The sequence below is a fragment of the Propionigenium maris DSM 9537 genome (assembly GCF_027925155.1).
Taxonomy (GTDB): Bacteria; Fusobacteriota; Fusobacteriia; order Fusobacteriales; family Fusobacteriaceae; genus Propionigenium; species Propionigenium maris.
On the sequence record NZ_BSDY01000011.1, the window covers coordinates 124,161 to 139,710 of the forward strand.

Consider the following 15,550-nt stretch of genomic DNA (forward strand, 5'->3'; position numbering starts at 1 on the left):
TCACTGCACCTACCTTCTAAAGATTCCCTTTAATTTGCTAAAGATTCCCTCATCCGCTGCAAGGTTAAGGAACTCCACCTCATTTCCTAAAACTCTCTGGGAGATATTGTTATATGCCTGAGCTGCCAGGGAACTTCCCTTATATACAAGGGGCTCTCCCTTATTTGTAGAGATAACGATATTTTCATCATCTGGAATTACACCGATTACATCGATGGCAAGGATATCCTTGATATCAGGAACATCCAACATATTTCCCTCCCTTACCATATTGCTCTTTATCCTGTTTACAATAAGCTTGGAGTTTCTAACCTCATTGGCCTCTAGAAGACCGATGATCCTGTCAGCATCTCTTACAGCAGAGATTTCAGGAGTGGTAACGATAAATGCCTGATCTGCTCCAGAGATAGCGTTTTTGAATCCCTGCTCGATTCCAGCAGGACAGTCGATTATAATATAGTCGAAGTCCTCCTTAAGGGCATCGATAAGTACCTTCATCTGCTCTGGGTTTATTGCATCCTTATCTCTAGTCTGAGCTGCTGGCAGAAGGTATAGGTTTTCGCATCTCTTGTCCTTGATGAAGGCCTGCTTCATTCTGCACTTCCCCTCGATTACATCGATAAGATCGTAGACAATTCTGTTTTCCAGTCCCATTACAACGTCCAGGTTTCTAAGACCGATATCAGCATCTATAAGAAGGGTTCTCTTCCCTCTTGTTGCCAGTCCTACTCCTAAATTGGCAGTTGTTGTTGTTTTTCCTACTCCACCCTTTCCTGAAGTAATTACAAATACCTTTGCCATAAATATCACTCCTATATTCTAAAATTTGATCATATCTTCTAATGTACTTCTGCTTAAATCCTCTATAAGCATCCTATCGTCCTTGATATAAGCCACTTCCAGGGAACCATCCTTCTTAATTCTGTTTGTAGTCAGCATATCTCCGCTAGGGCTTCTGGCAATCCTGTGACCGATCCTCAGCTGGATGGGGTTCATCTTAAGGGCAGCTATAAAAGCCCCTTCCTCATTTTCTCCCCCAGCATGGGCAGTCCCGTTGAGATAACCAAGAACCACTATATTTCCCTTGGCACTGACTCTGGCTCCGGGATTGACATCTCCAAGAATAACGATATTTCCCTCGGACTCTAAACTAGCACCAGATCTCAGGCTTCCCCTGTAAAACTTTGTAGGGCCCTCATCTATAAGGTTTTTCTTGAATATTTGAATCTCTCCCCCTGGATTTTCAGGTGTGATCAGGCAGCTTATATCGATACCCTCCTCCTGAATTATCCCAAGGAGCTCATTTTCCTCCTGATTGTTCATCTCTCTATTTAAAAACTCGATGGCCATACTTTCATTGGCGAAGAATTTACCGGCTGATCTTAATTTTTCTCTGAGAGAAACCTTCAAGGTTTCAAAATCCAATTCCTTATTAAGGTGAATAGCGAGTCTGTCCTTTTTTCCCTTCAAAATAACATTATTCATTCTAAGCGTCACCTATCTTTAAAAGTGTTATATTCCTAAGTATAGCACACCTTATATTTACTAAGCAATGAAGGGGAGTTAAAATAAATAGAAAATTTTTATAATTACTGCTATGATAAACAAAAAGAAATTAATAGGAAGCGAATGGAGGAGGAATATGAATAGTGTTGTTCTTACAATAAGGTCTCTTTTGGAAGCCTTTGACATAATAAGGGATGCAAAGTTAAAGAAGTTTTATTTTTTACCGGGAGTTTTAAATATGGGGCTTATCTACCTCCTCTACCAGCTCTCCAAGGTCCTCTCTGGAAAGCTCTTTGAAAACTTAGAGGCGCTCTTTAAGCTGGAAACCTATGAGAGTATAGCCTTTCTAGCAGTTAAAATACTGGTGGCGTGTGTGGCCTTTCTTCTGTACTTCTTTGTATATAAGGCGCTCCTTCTCATTCTCCTGTCGCCATTTTTAAGTTATATCTCTGAAAGGGTTGAGAGCCATTCAAGGGAGAGAAAGTTCGATTTTACAATGAAGGAAAACCTCCACTTTATCTGGAGGGGTATGGTTATCTCGGTAAACTCCTTTGCCAAGGAGAGTGTAGCCACACTGATCTTTCTCCTTCTGAGTCTCATTACTCCCCTGAACCTTTTAAGCCCCTTTATGATATTCGGGGTCCAGTGCTACTTCATCGGATTTTCCTTTATGGACTATACCCTTGAAAGACACGGATATACTCCCAGGGAGGGAACAAAGTTTCTCAGAAGGAACGCTCTCTTTGCAATGTTAAATGGAGGGCTCTTTGTGGGGATACTCATAATACCAATAGTGGGAATCTTTTTAGCTCCCCTGATAAGTGCAGTATCCATTACCTTGGGAACTCTTAAGAGGGTAGAGGAGAACTCTAAACCCTCTCAATCTTAATGAGTTTGCCCTCCTCCATGTGTGCTATCCTGTGGGAGAGAAGTTTAAGAAGGGCCTCATCGTGGGAGATAACAACCATGGTGTGGCCCTTTTTTTTCATTCCCTCCATTATATAGAGGAGGTCCCTCTGGCTAATGAGGTCAAGGTTCACCGTGGCCTCATCAAAGATGATTACAGAGGGTTTGAGGATGAGAGCTCTGGCTATGGCCACCCTCTGCCTCTCTCCCCCTGAGAGTTTTTCTATCCTTCGGTGGGCATACTCCCTGGGAAGCCCAACCTCCTCAAGGGTATGACAGACCTCTGTCATAAGATTGGAATCCTTTCTTCTTCCCCTTATCAAGAGTCCCTCACCCACAGCTTTCCACACCTCTACCTTGGGGTTTAGTGAGGAGTAGGGGTCCTGAAATATAAGGTGGACTCCCTCTATATATCTCCTATTCACGGTGATGGGAGGGGCATAGTTGATACTTCCTTTATACCCTCTGTGAAGACCTGCTATACACCCTGCCAGGGTGGATTTTCCGCTTCCGCTCTCCCCCATAATTCCAAGAGTTTCTCCCCTCTCTATATCTATCTCTATATTTTTAAGGATATCTCCCCTGCTATCAAAGGAAAAGGAGAGGTCCCTGATCTCGATTATATTCATCTGTCTTCTCCTTCCTTCGTGTGATAGATCCAGCAGGCTACTCCCCGGTCCTCGCCTGTAGAGGGAGAAGGGTTTCCTCTGGTACAGATATTCATAGCGTGGGAGCAGTACTCGATAAAGGGGCAGCACCTGCTGTCTTTGTAGTTCCTTAACTTCTTCAGGGGAGTTAATCCCTCTGAAAGATTTTCTAGGAGAGAGTTTACAAGCTCCCTCACATAGGGATGTCTTGGGGAGGTAAGAACCTCTCTACAGGAACCCCACTCTACAGGGATTCCATTTTTTAATACGATTACCCTGTCAGCTACCTCCCTTACAAGATCTATCTCGTGACTTATAAGGAGGATTCCCTTGGCTTCCCTTATCTCATCTAACTTTTTCAGGATAATCCCTTTATTTAATCTGTCCAGCCCGGTAGTTACCTCGTCCAAAATAAGAAAATCAGGATCGGTCAGGATACCCATGATGAAAGCCATCCTCTGCTTCATACCCCCGCTGAGCTCGTGGGGGTAGCTATTGTAGTATTTTTTATTCAGATTAAACTCCTCCATGAGAGCAAGGGCCTTTTCTGAAGCCCTATCCCTTGTAGCTTTCTTGTGGAGGAGAACCCCGTCGATGAGCTGCTTCCCCATCCTTATACTGGGATTGAAGGCGTTCATGGAGTTTTGGGGCACCAGAACTACCTCCCTTCCTATATGATGGTGGTTCATAGATGAGTTCCCCAGGAGGACCTCTCCCTCAAAGGGTATCAGTCCAGTTAAAACCCTTGAAAGGGTGGTCTTTCCGCTCCCGCTTTCCCCTACCACAGCTACTACCTCTCCCTTTGAAAGGGTGAGGTCTATATCCTGGAGGATCTTCTTCTCCCCTATGGAGACCTTAATTCCTCTCACCTCTAACTTTTTATCCATAATATCCCCTCCAGTGGGTTCCTGCCACTCTCTTCTTCAGCTGCTCTCCAATAACAGTAAGGCCTAGGAGTGTAGCAACCAGTATGAGAGCTGGGATGATAACCTGGTATGGATAGAAGTAGAGGTTTTCCTGACCAGAAGCCAGAATCATTCCCCAGCTTATCTTGGGGTAGGAGAATCCCAGTCCCAGAAAACTCAGAAAGGCCTCAGCAAAGATATATTTAGGGATATTTATAACCACAGAGGTGAGTAGGATTCCTATAATGTTGGGGAGGATATGAGCCTTGATGATGAAGAACCTTCCTCCACCCATAAGAAGGGAGGCCTTTACATAGTTCTCCTCTCTGAGGCTCATCACCTCTCCCCTTATAATTCTCGCTGTGGGCATCCACCCTGTGAGGGTAATAGCCAGGATAATTCCTGAAAAACTGCTCCTTGCAGCAAGGATCATGAGGGTAACCAGAAGGAGGTAGGGAATGGATGAAAAAACATCCAGGATCCTCATTAGGAGGTTGTCCACTCTTCTGCCAGAGAGTCCCGCCAGAGTTCCATAGATACCTCCCAGGAGAAACTCGGCCCCACCCCCCAAGATACCCAGGAGGAATGTCAGTTCAAATCCTTTTATAATCCTGAAGAAAAGATCCCTTCCCAGGCTGTCTGTCCCAAAGAGATGCTCCCTGGAGGGAGGATGGTTCATAGAAGCATTCCCCTGGGCAAGGTCTGCTGGAAGGAGGATGGACACAAACCAGAGAAGGAAAATTCCAAGAATGATCCAGAGAAGGGGTGGGATCCCCTTGGCTGCCTCTACCCTCTCCTCCTCCATCTCTATTATAAGTTTTTGAAAATCGTTCCTATGATTCATTCCTTAACCTCCTTCTGATCCTGGGGTCAAGGATGGCATAGAGGATATCGGTGAGATATACCGTTACCACATAGATAAGTGTGAAGACGATGGTAGCTCCCAGTATCATATTGTAGTCCTTGTTGTTTACAGAATCGATGTAGATATTTCCGAAACCGGGGATGGAAAAGATCCCCTCTATTATATAAAATCCCATAAAGAGTCCTGCTATCTGAGGCAGGAGTAAACTCATTACAGGAGCCAGGGCATTTCTCAGAACATGGGTAAGGAGAAGTCTGATTCCTCTGTAGCCCTTTAACCTTGCCTGGATTACATAGTCCTTCTTGAGCTCCTCCAATATAGTTTCCCTGATATACTTCATATAGATTCCTGTAATGGAGAGGGCGATACATGCCACTGCCAGGGAAAAGCCACCTCTTCCAAGGCCTATGAGGTTTGTTTCTGGAAACTTTATTGCAAAGATATAGTAGACCAGGGAAGCTGTAATAAAGTTAGGGATGGATATGAGGATGAGGGAGATAACCTCCATAAGGTACTTTAAGGTCTTTGACTGTGTTTCCACAGTGGCAAGAGCTCCTGTAAGTCCCAGAATAAGCCCCAGGAACATTCCCTTTATCCCCAGGAGAAAGGAGGTTCCGCCGTAGCTTCTTATCTCATCTATGACAACCCTCCCAGGATAGATCATAGAGTTTCCCAGATCCCAGTGGATGAATATATTCTTTAAAAACAGCAGATACCTCTCCATGAGGGGCAGGTGCAGTCCGTGCTTTATCAAGAAGTTTGTCTTCATCTGACTTCCTACACTGTGACCCAGGTAGGAGAGGGGTGTCCCCGGAATAGATTCAAGGATGAAGAAGGTGAGGGTAACAACTACAAAAAGGGTGAAGAAGAGGTTTACAGTTTTTTTGAATATGTATGAATACAAGATTATTCCTCCAATTCTAAATAAAAAATGGTGTTAAACAACACCATTTTATTAGAATTAATTATTTTTTTCAATATAAACATTTTTATAGTCTGGGCTGGTAAAGGGGGTGAGGTAGTATCCCTTGACATCCCTTGAGATAAATATCCTTCTCTTTATGTAGACAGTAGGAGTGATCCATCCCCTATCTAGAAGAAGTTTTTCAGCCTCAGCAAAGCTATCCAACCTTTCACCGGCTTCCTCAGAGTGGAAGGCTCTTGAAAGGAGTTCATCATATTCCTCCGTGTCCCAGTTAACAGGGGAAACCTCACTCTGTCCGGAAAAGATCTCCAGGAAACTTGAGGGATCGTTGTAATCAGCATACCATGCCATTCCTCCGAAGTCATACTCCCTTTCAGCCACCCTTTTCTCAAAGACGGGCCATGAAAGAAACTCAGATCTCACATTGACTCCCAGGGTCTCCTTATACATCTTAGCCAGGTACTCCGAGTAGGTTCTGGCCCAGTTGGATGTACTTGGATTTAAATAGGTTACAGTGATATCCTCGGGCTTTGTGGAAGACATTCCCAGCTCCTCCAGTCCCTTTAAGAGGTAGTACTTTGCTTTGGAACTACTGTCCTTAGGAAGTACATCTCCTACCTTTTTTCTGAAATCCCTTCCCTCCATATGGATACCAGGAGCCACCCATCCGTAGGCAGCTTCAAAGAGTCCTCTGTAAACCATCTCAGACATCTCCTCTCTCTTGATTCCCAGGGAGAAGGCCTTTCTTATATTTTTATTGGTAAATAGCTTATTGTTTTCGTTGAAAAATAGATAGTTTGTAGCAGCACTGTATCCAGGGTACTCATAGAAGTCATCTGAAGAGGAAAACTTCTCAGCCCACTCCTTCTTGGATGCCTCTCCTATTTGTGCCTCTCCCTTGAAGAGCATGCTCATCCTTGCATTTTCATCCCTAGTGATATAGAAGGAGATGGTATCTAGACCTACACTGGTATTGTCCCAATATGTAGGATTTTTCTCCAGAACAATCTTCTGCTCATGATCCCAGCTCCTTACCTTGAAGGGACCATTGGCTACAAGCTTATCTGCACCACTACCATATGTATCACCATACTCCTCCACGATATCCTCCCTCTCTGGAAGCATAAGGCTTGAGTAGGTGAGCTCCAGGAAGTATGGGGTTTTCTTCTCCAGGGTAATTTCCAGGGTGGATTCATCCACTGCTCTTACCCCCAGTTCCTCCTTGGATAGTTCTCCCCTGTTGAAACCTTCTGCATTCTTTATGGGAAAGAGAAGGTAGCTGTATGGAGATGCTGTGGCAGGGTCCAGACTCCTTCTTATACCATATACATAATCCTGGGCAGTGACTTTTTTACCGTCCTCCCACTTGTGGTCCCTCAGGTGGAAGGTCCATATGGTTTTATCTGAACTACTCTCCCATGAAAGGGCTCCAGCTCCTGTAATTTTATCCTCCCCATAGGCGTCGGGGGCTATCCTTGTAAGTCCCTCGAAGATATTTATTAAAATATCTCCAGAGTAGGTGTCTGTAGATATTGAAGGGTCCAGAGTTTTAGGTTCTCCCAAGAGAAAGGTATTGAGGACCTTGGCTATATGATCTTTACTGTTGCTCTCTTCTTTTTTACCGCATGCTGATATAAACAGCAGGGCTGTGATTCCCAGTAAAAGTATTCTTTTTCGTAAAAACAAACTTCCATCCCTCCTTAAATAACTTATTATGTTCTGATTATAACACCATGGAAGCGTTTCAAAAAGTTTTTTTTAGGATAAAGTCAACGATGTACCCAAAGTCAGGAATTTATTGGGAAAAAGGCCGATTTCTTCATCTAACTTCAGTTGACAGGTTAAAAAAAATATGATAAATAATTATTAGCACTCAATAAGAACAATTGCTAACAGGAGGAAGAAAGATGAAAGAAACTTTAAATTTTCAGACGGAAACCAGTGAACTTTTAAATTTAATGATTCACTCGATCTATACTCATAAGGAGATCTTTTTAAGGGAGCTCATCTCCAATGCAAGTGATGCTATAGACAAGCTTAAGTACCTATATATAGAGGACAACTCACTTTTAGAGGGAGATTCAGAGTTTTATATAGATGTATTCCTGGATAGGGAAGCAGGTACTATAAGGATAGTGGACAACGGGATCGGGATGGATCACGACGATCTACTAAACCACCTGGGGACAGTGGCTAAATCTGGTTCCAAGGCTTTTATGAGAGCCATGGAGGAAGCGGAAAAGGTCAACAACATAGATGTAATAGGCCAGTTTGGAGTGGGGTTCTACTCAGCCTTTATGATAGCTGACAGAATAACAGTAGCTACAAGGAAGGCAGGTACAGATAGGGGATACCTGTGGGAGTCCACAGGGGAGTCCACATTCACAGTGGATGAGGTAGAGAAGAAGGGAAGGGGCACTGAGATAACCCTTCACCTGAGAGAGGATGAGGATGGGGAGAATAGGGAGTACCTCCAGGAGTATAAGGTAAGGGAGCTCGTGAAAAAGTACTCGGACTATGTAAGGTATCCCATCAGGTTAGAGGTGGAGAAGAAGGAGGAGGAAACAACCGTTAAGGAGATGGAGACCCTTAACTCCATGGTTCCCATCTGGAAGAAGAATAGGACCGAGGTAACTGAGGAGGAGTATAAGGACTTCTATACCTCCAAGTACCATGATTGGGAGGAACCTCTAAAGCACATCCACTTTAAGGTAGAGGGAAATATAGAGTATACAGCTCTTCTCTACATCCCATCAAAGGCTCCTATGGATTTCTACACAAGGGAGTTTGAGAAGGGGCTTCAGCTATATACAAAGAATGTATTTATAATGGATAAGTGCAAGGAGCTTCTCCCAGACCATTTCAGATTTATAAGGGGACTTGTGGACTCCTCGGATTTCTCCCTCAACATCTCCAGGGAGATCCTTCAGCAGGACAGGCAGCTTCAGGTTATAGCCAAGAACCTGGCCAAGAAGATCCAGAGGGAGCTTGAGGGAATGCTGAAAACAGACAGGGAGACCTATGAAAAGTTCTGGAAGGAGTTTGGAGTAAATATCAAGGCCGGAATCTATGAAAGCTACGGGGTGAATAAGGAGAACCTGAAGAACCTTCTGATCTTCCCGTCTACTATGGAAGAGGGGATGGTTACCCTGAAGGAGTATGTAGACAGGATGCCAGAGGAGCAGAAGGATATCTACTACCTTGCAGGGGAGGATATAGAGTCCCTTAAGAGGATGCCACAGCTGGAAGCGATAAAGGACAAGGGATTTGAGGTACTCCTCCTAAATGAGAGGGTGGATGAGTTTGCAGTGAAAACCCTGGACAGTTATGAGGAGAAGCAATTTAAATCCATCACCGAGGTAAACCTGGATCTGGAAACCGAGGAGGAGAAGAAGGAACTGGAGGACGCCAAGGAGGCCAACAGAGATCTTCTGGAGGAGATCAAGGATTCCCTGGGAGAGAGGATCACAGATGTAAGGCTTACCAACCGTCTTAAGTCCAGTGCAGTATGCCTTGTGAGCGGAGAAAACGGGATAAGCTTTGAGATGGAGAAGGCCTTTAAGGATATGCCAGGAGGGAACCCGGCTATGAAGGCTGAGAGAATTCTTGAGATCAACCCTGGACACGACCTCTTTAAGGCACTGAAGAACGTCCATGAAGCAGGGGAAGAGGTAGGGGACTATGCAGACATCCTCTACAACCAAGCTCTTCTTGTGGAAGGATTTGCACTGGAGGATCCAATTGAATTTTCCAATAAGATAACAAAGCTTCTTATAAAAGCAGCTAAATAGAGGAAATAGAGACCCAGAGGTGATAGCCTCTGGGTCCTTTTATTAAAGGAATTTTACCGGATATCCGTATGAAGGTAGTAGAGAAATAGGTGTTTTATAATGAAATCTTATTACAGGAGTCCATATGAAAAAATTAATCCTTCTCCTTCTCATCTTTAGGGGAGCTCTGGCCCTGGAGCCCTTCCTGGAGCTTGAAGGGGAGTACAGACTTCAAAATTATGAGGAAAACCGCTGGTACTACAAGAGTATAGGGGGATTAAAGCACTGGGGTGAGGATTATTATACAGAGTTATCCCTCATAGGAGAGGAGGGAGAGGACCCCGAGGTGGCCTTCTACACGGGATACCTTGAGTACTATGCAGGGGATCTGACTCTCAGCGGAGGAAGGCAGAGGATCAGCTGGGGGCACGGCTTTATCTTCAACCTTTCAGATGTCTTCAATGAAATAGATATAGAGGATCCCGGAAGCGAGAGTAGGGGAGTGGATTCCCTGAGAGTGAGGTACAGTTTGAGGGAGATGTCCAGGCTTGAATTTGTAGGCTTTAAAACAGATGAAAAGGATGAAAATTTTGCCGGAAGATATACATTTCTCTGGGAAGACTATGAGTTCATGGTGAACTACTTTAACACAGTGGAGATCTCACCGGTAAGCGGTATGGAGGAAAAGGTTGAAAGGTATGTATTAGAGGTAAAGGGAGATATGGTGATAGGTGTATGGGGACAGCTATCCTATGCAGAGTTTGAGGAGGACGATATCTATACCCTTGTTCTGGGAGGGGACTATAACTTCGACATCTATGGTAAAAATCTCTACACAGCCATAGAAGGAATAGTTTCCGAGGAGACCTCGGGGGTCTACCTCACATACAGGCTGAGGATAGATGAGGCCTATGAGTTCTACCAGGGGTATATCTTCACCCAGGGAAGGCGATATATAAACTCCACCCTGAGCTATACCTACAACGACTATGTGACCCTTGAGCTGGCCTACAACTACTACCATGAGTTTGGGCAGCTGGGGTATGAAACAGAGGATGGGGAGGAACTCCGCCATGAGGTGGTGTTGAGGAGTAAGATCTACCTTTAGTTGATAAGGGCTTAGGAGGAAGTATGCATATTGTAGAGGCCAGAGATATTACAAAGGTTTACCTGCACCAGAAGCAGGAGGTAAGAGCTGTAAACAGTGTTTCCTTTGATATAGGTGAGGGGGAGTTTACTGTAATTGCAGGTCCCTCGGGATCTGGGAAGACGACTATCTTAAATATTATAGGGGCTATGGATTCACCTACCTCTGGAAGGGTAGTGGTGGGAGAAAGAGATATAACGGACCTTCCCAGGGGAGAGAGAGCAGACTTCAGAAGGGAGAGGGTGGGCTTTATCTTTCAGAACTACAACCTCATCCCCATCCTCAGTGTATATGAGAATGTGGAGTTTGCCCTGGACCTCTCCGGGGAGGTGGAAGGTGGGAAGAAGAGAGAAAAAATACTAAAGCTCCTGGATGAGCTGGGCCTCTCGGAGCTGTCCAGCAGAAGACCCTCTGAGCTATCCAGCGGTCAGCAGCAGAGGGTGGCCATAGCCAGGGCCCTCATAAAGGATCCCATCCTCATCCTGGCTGATGAACCCACAGCTAACCTGGATACTGCCACAGGGGAGGAGGTAGTGGATCTTATGGAGAGGATAAACAGGGAGAGGAAGACCACATTTATATTCTCCTCCCACGATCCGCTGATAATTCAGAGAGCCAGAAGGGTGATAAGGGTAAGGGACGGGAGGATAGAGGAAGATGATAGTGAGGATGGCCTATAGAAATATATTCAGACACAGGGTGAGAACTATACTCACCCTTATCTCCCTGGCCCTGGGTATCTTTTTTATTGTCCTGGGGGTCGGGGTAAATATAGGGATGGAAAGAAGGGTAATCAAGGTAATGAGAGCAACTGAGGTGGGAGACGGTAAGGTGTATGGGAGGGGATACTTTGAGGACAGGTATGACAATGTAGATGACCGGCTGGATTTCCCCGTTCCACAAAAAGCTTTGGAGATCCTGGAGGGATATCCCCACAGCAGGCGTCTGATCTTTTCAGGGATGGTTACAGACGGGGTATATGACTACCCTGTGAGGATTATAGGGGGAGAGCGGAAGGCCGAGGAGGAGTTATTTAACCGGAGCTCCTATATAGTTGAGGGAAAGGGAGGGGTGGTTATCTCCCACGTTCTTGCTAGGGACTTGGGCCTCTCTGTGGGAGACTCCATAGTCCTCACAGCTACCACAGCCAGGGAGAGCTTCAATGCCATGGATCTAACCATAACGGGGATAATAAAAACCGGAGGGCTGGAGTTTGACCTCAATACCCTCCTTATAGATATAGACCTTGCCCAGGAGTTTGCAGAGACGGATATCTACAACGATATAGCAGTGAGGGGAGAGATAGCCCCCAGTGATATAGCTGCCATGGAAGCTGGAGGAGCTGAGGTTATCTCCTATCTGGAGGAGCTCTCAGATATAATAGCTGTCACCAAGATCAAGATAAAGGTGGTAATGATACTCAGTTCCGTTATCCTTATAATATCAGGGGTGGGGATAGTAAATACAATGCTCATGGGTATGCTGGAGAGGCAGAGAGAGATAGGTATCCTCCTGGCAAGCGGTATGAAACCTAAAGATATAATGAAACTCTTTCTTTTAGAGGGAGGAATTCTGGGAGTTATAGGAAGCGGAATAGGGTTTATTCTGGGAGGAGCCCTTGTATATCACTACGAGAGGGTTGGAATACCCCTTCCAGATATGGCCCAGAAGATGAAGACCACCATCCCCCTCTCAGACAGGATCTATGGCTACTTCGATCTGAGGATGAATCTGATCTTCTTTCTCTTTGGAGTGGTAATCGCCACTGGAGCTGCCCTCTATCCTGCCTATAAAGCTACTAAATTAAATCCAGTGGATGTACTGAGGGAGTAGGTGATGGAGATGCTGGCAGTTGCCATGAGGAATTTAAAGAGGAACAGGAAGAGAACCCTCCTCACAATTATTGTGGTGGTGGTATCCACCATGGGGATGACCTTTGGCCTCAGCTGGATAGAGGGGGAGAAGGATCTTTTCCTAGAGACGGGAAGGAGGGGGACCGGGGATGTGAGGATAACAGCTCTTGACTATGATCTGAGATCCAAAAGCCTGGATCTGGAATCCAATATCTCCCACTCCCAGGCAGAGAGGGCGGTAGGAGAGCTCTCCATGGAGGTTGTGGGTACTGGGAGGATAAGGTTTGGAGGTCTGGTCTACTTCGGTGAGGAGAGTGAGAAAGCTTCAGGGACTGGAATAGAGGAGAGGGATAATGAGATTATAGGTTTTGATAGGTTCATCTATGAGGGGGAGTTTCTTAAGAAAGATGATGAGATCCTTATAGGAGAGAGGGTCAGAAGAAAGCTGGGGCTCAAGCTTGGAGATGAGGTGGCCCTTTTGACGGCAACATGGAATAAATCTCTCTACTCCCTCAACTATAGGGTTGCAGGATTTTATAAGATGGATAATACCAGGCTGAACAAGAGCTTCTATATTACCCTTGGAGGGGCACAGAACCTCCTGGATATGGAGGACAGGGTAACGGAGTACCTAATCTATTCCAGGGGGGATGAGGAGAGGATAAAGGAGGAACTTACCTCCTCTATGGGGGAGGAAGTCCTTATAAAGAGGTGGGATGAGATAGGGGTGAATGAAAACTTCAGCAAGATCCTGCCGGTGGTACAGGGGATCTTTCTGATCCTCTTCTCCACCCTTGCAGGCTTTAGTACCTCCAACACCATGCTCATGGTTGTCTTTGAGAGGAGGCGTGAGATAGGTATATTAAAAGCCCTGGGTATGAGGGAGGGAGAGATAAGAAGACTCTTCCTTCTAGAGGGATTCCTAATGGGAGGAACAGGTTCCCTTCTTGGGGTCGTCATAGGTGGGGCTCTGGCTATTTACCTCGGGAGGGTAGGGGTAGACTTTGGAGATATGCTGGAAGCATTTACCACTGAGCTCAATATAAAGGGAGTTATCTCTCCCAGGCTGACCCTAACCATAGTAATCCTAAGCTTATCTGTGGGCCTATTTACCTCCATAGTTGCTACCCTCCTGGCAGTGGCCCCAGAGGTGAGGAAGGAAGCGGCCATGAATATGAGAATTGAATAGAAGATTTAGTAGAAGGAGGAAGGGATGAGGAGCTTATTGCTGTATTTTATACTTGTAAATCTGATCTTTTCCATGACCCCAGAGGAGATCCTAGAGGGGGTGGACTACAATATGACCCCGGATAGTGTGAGGTACAGGGGGGAGATGGTTATCCACAGGGGAAAGAGAAAATATACCAAGAAGTTTATAATGGATGCCATGGGGGCGGAGAAGTCCTTTATAGAGTTTACCTACCCTGCCAGGGACAGGGGGACCAGGTATCTGAGAAATGAAAGGAACCTGTGGATATATATGCCCAGTACCTCGAGAACAATGAAGATCTCGGGACACATGCTCAAGGAGAGCATGATGGGGAGTGATATATCCTACGACGACCAGACCGACAGAAATAAGTATAACATCCTATATAAGGGGGAGATAACCGAGGAAACAGAGGAGTACTACGTGCTGGACCTCATAAGAAGGGAGGGGGAGGAGGCCAAGTACTACAGGCAGGTCCTGTGGATAGCCAAGGACACCCTCACCATAAAGAGTGGGGAGATGTACGCAAAGACTGGTAAGCTCCTTAAGGAGCTTCAGGTAGATGAGATAGAGCTCATAGGGGACAGGTACTATATCACTAGGTTTCGTATAGATGACAAGCTGAAGAAAACCTCCTATACGGAGCTCATCCTAAGGGAGATAGAGATAGATCCCGAGATATCGGAGTCTACCTTTACATTAAAGAACCTAGAGAGAAGGTAGCTGTGAAATGCTGCCTTCTTTTCATTTACCTACGTTTTTTCTGAAGGTGGAATGAAAACCTTGTTTGGGAAAATAAACAAGTGTTATATACTCTATTGAACAAAGTTAAAAATATCATATAGATTAACTTTGCTGTTGGTAGAATTAAAAGTATGTGGGTTGATTTAAGAGCAGTTATAGAGTTATAAGCTGCGGGAATATTAAGCAAAGTTGTAAGTATGAAAAGATATGGAGGGAGCAGGGATGGTTGAATCAAAGGAATGGAACTGGGCAGAAGTAACACTAGACATATGGAATATACCTAGCGAGGATGTTTACTACTATCTTCATAGGTGGAGCTCACTGAACTTTTCAACTTTTTTAGATATGGGATGTGGTTTGGGAAGACACTCTCTTTTATTTGCAGCAAATGGATATAAGACCTATGGAATGGATCTATCTGAGTATGCCCTGTCAAAATTAAGAGAGGGAGCAAAGGAGAAGGGAGTGGCAGTGGAAACTCAGGTTGGAGATATCAATAAACTGCCATATGAAAGGGAAAAATTTGACTGTCTTTTAGCCTATCATGTTATTTCCCATACCGATACAGATGGGATTAAAAATATTGTTGGTGAAATTAGAAGGGTATTAAAGACAGGGGGAGAATTCTTCGTAACTCTTTGCTCGAAGCGCAGTCCCTCATATACGAAGGAAAGCAACATTATTGTGGATTCAAATACAATCATCAAGATGGAAGAACCAGAAGTGGGGATACCACACTACTACTGTGAGCTTGAGGATGTTAAAAGGTTGATGGCTGATTTTGAGGTCATAAGAATCCGGCATATTGGGGATATCTATGAAGATACAAGCAGTTGGCACTATTTTGTTCATGGGAGGAAAAAAGATTAGACCGAGCCTATAGATAACCGTTTAATTTAACAAGGGAGCTTTATCCTGAAAAATAGTTGTTTAGATAATTATAGATATAGAGTGTTGCAAAAGTAATTCACAAAAAATTAAAAATCATATCCAATATAGAGTAATAATTGAGTTACCACACAAAATTCTACTCGAAAGGATATGACCAGTAATGTATATACCTCAAACTACT

Annotated in this window: 15 protein-coding genes; 8 read left to right on the forward strand and 7 right to left on the reverse strand. The window is 44.8% G+C overall.

The genetic code is table 11. From position 1 onward, the window contains the following. Positions 1 to 9: 9 nt before the first annotated feature. Positions 10 to 801, reverse strand: coding sequence for a septum site-determining protein MinD (minD, locus tag QMG11_RS12535; protein WP_281836377.1), 792 nt, complete (start codon positions 799 to 801; stop codon positions 10 to 12). Between the two features lie 18 nt (positions 802 to 819). Next, a complete protein-coding gene (locus QMG11_RS12540; RefSeq protein ID WP_281836378.1) occupies positions 820 to 1,485 on the reverse strand; it encodes a septum site-determining protein MinC in 666 nt (221 codons plus the stop codon). A gap of 157 nt (positions 1,486 to 1,642) precedes the next feature. Here QMG11_RS12540 and QMG11_RS12545 point away from each other — a divergent pair, with 157 nt between their 5' ends. Then, a complete protein-coding gene (locus tag QMG11_RS12545) occupies positions 1,643 to 2,395 on the forward strand; it encodes an EI24 domain-containing protein (protein WP_281836379.1) in 753 nt (250 codons plus the stop codon). Here QMG11_RS12545 and QMG11_RS12550 read toward each other — a convergent pair. From QMG11_RS12550 to QMG11_RS12570, 5 genes are read right to left on the reverse strand one after another with little or no spacing between them, the layout of a single operon-like run. Continuing rightward, positions 2,376 to 3,041, reverse strand: a complete 666-nt coding sequence (locus tag QMG11_RS12550; protein WP_281836380.1) for an ABC transporter ATP-binding protein — start codon at positions 3,039 to 3,041, stop codon at positions 2,376 to 2,378. The genes QMG11_RS12545 and QMG11_RS12550 overlap by 20 nt on opposite strands. Beyond that, on the reverse strand, positions 3,038 to 3,946 hold the full coding sequence (locus QMG11_RS12555; protein WP_281836381.1) for an ATP-binding cassette domain-containing protein: 909 nt from the start codon (positions 3,944 to 3,946) through the stop codon (positions 3,038 to 3,040). Before QMG11_RS12555 ends, QMG11_RS12550 begins: the two co-directional genes overlap by 4 nt. After that, positions 3,939 to 4,808, reverse strand: coding sequence for an ABC transporter permease (locus QMG11_RS12560; protein ID WP_281836382.1), 870 nt, complete (start codon positions 4,806 to 4,808; stop codon positions 3,939 to 3,941). Before QMG11_RS12560 ends, QMG11_RS12555 begins: the two co-directional genes overlap by 8 nt. Further along, on the reverse strand, positions 4,798 to 5,733 hold the full coding sequence (locus tag QMG11_RS12565) for an ABC transporter permease (protein ID WP_281836383.1): 936 nt from the start codon (positions 5,731 to 5,733) through the stop codon (positions 4,798 to 4,800). The genes QMG11_RS12560 and QMG11_RS12565 overlap by 11 nt, the downstream gene beginning before the upstream one ends. A gap of 57 nt (positions 5,734 to 5,790) precedes the next feature. Beyond that, positions 5,791 to 7,440: a peptide ABC transporter substrate-binding protein gene (locus tag QMG11_RS12570; RefSeq protein WP_281836384.1), complete on the reverse strand. Its 1,650-nt coding sequence runs from the start codon at positions 7,438 to 7,440 to the stop codon at positions 5,791 to 5,793. Between the two features lie 221 nt (positions 7,441 to 7,661). Between QMG11_RS12570 and htpG the strand changes: the two genes are divergently transcribed. The 7 genes from htpG to QMG11_RS12605 all read left to right on the forward strand — a co-directional run bounded on the left by htpG (position 7,662) and on the right by QMG11_RS12605 (position 15,348). Further along, entirely contained in the window at positions 7,662 to 9,545 is a 1,884-nt protein-coding gene (gene htpG, locus QMG11_RS12575) for a molecular chaperone HtpG (protein WP_281836386.1), read from the forward strand. Positions 9,546 to 9,669: 124 nt separating this feature from the next. Further along, positions 9,670 to 10,632, forward strand: a complete 963-nt coding sequence (locus QMG11_RS12580) for a hypothetical protein (RefSeq protein WP_281836387.1) — start codon at positions 9,670 to 9,672, stop codon at positions 10,630 to 10,632. Between the two features lie 23 nt (positions 10,633 to 10,655). After that, positions 10,656 to 11,351, forward strand: coding sequence for an ABC transporter ATP-binding protein (locus QMG11_RS12585; protein ID WP_281836389.1), 696 nt, complete (start codon positions 10,656 to 10,658; stop codon positions 11,349 to 11,351). Beyond that, positions 11,329 to 12,504, forward strand: a complete 1,176-nt coding sequence (locus QMG11_RS12590; protein WP_281836391.1) for an ABC transporter permease — start codon at positions 11,329 to 11,331, stop codon at positions 12,502 to 12,504. The genes QMG11_RS12585 and QMG11_RS12590 overlap by 23 nt, the downstream gene beginning before the upstream one ends. A gap of 3 nt (positions 12,505 to 12,507) precedes the next feature. Continuing rightward, complete coding sequence (locus tag QMG11_RS12595; protein ID WP_281836392.1) at positions 12,508 to 13,713, forward strand: ABC transporter permease; 1,206 nt, start codon at positions 12,508 to 12,510, stop codon at positions 13,711 to 13,713. A gap of 24 nt (positions 13,714 to 13,737) precedes the next feature. After that, positions 13,738 to 14,457 (forward strand): outer membrane lipoprotein-sorting protein, encoded by a 720-nt coding sequence (locus QMG11_RS12600; RefSeq protein ID WP_281836393.1) that lies wholly within the window; start codon positions 13,738 to 13,740, stop codon positions 14,455 to 14,457. 243 nt (positions 14,458 to 14,700) lie between these two features. After that, positions 14,701 to 15,348, forward strand: a complete 648-nt coding sequence (locus QMG11_RS12605; protein ID WP_281836394.1) for a class I SAM-dependent methyltransferase — start codon at positions 14,701 to 14,703, stop codon at positions 15,346 to 15,348. Positions 15,349 to 15,550 lie beyond the last annotated feature (202 nt).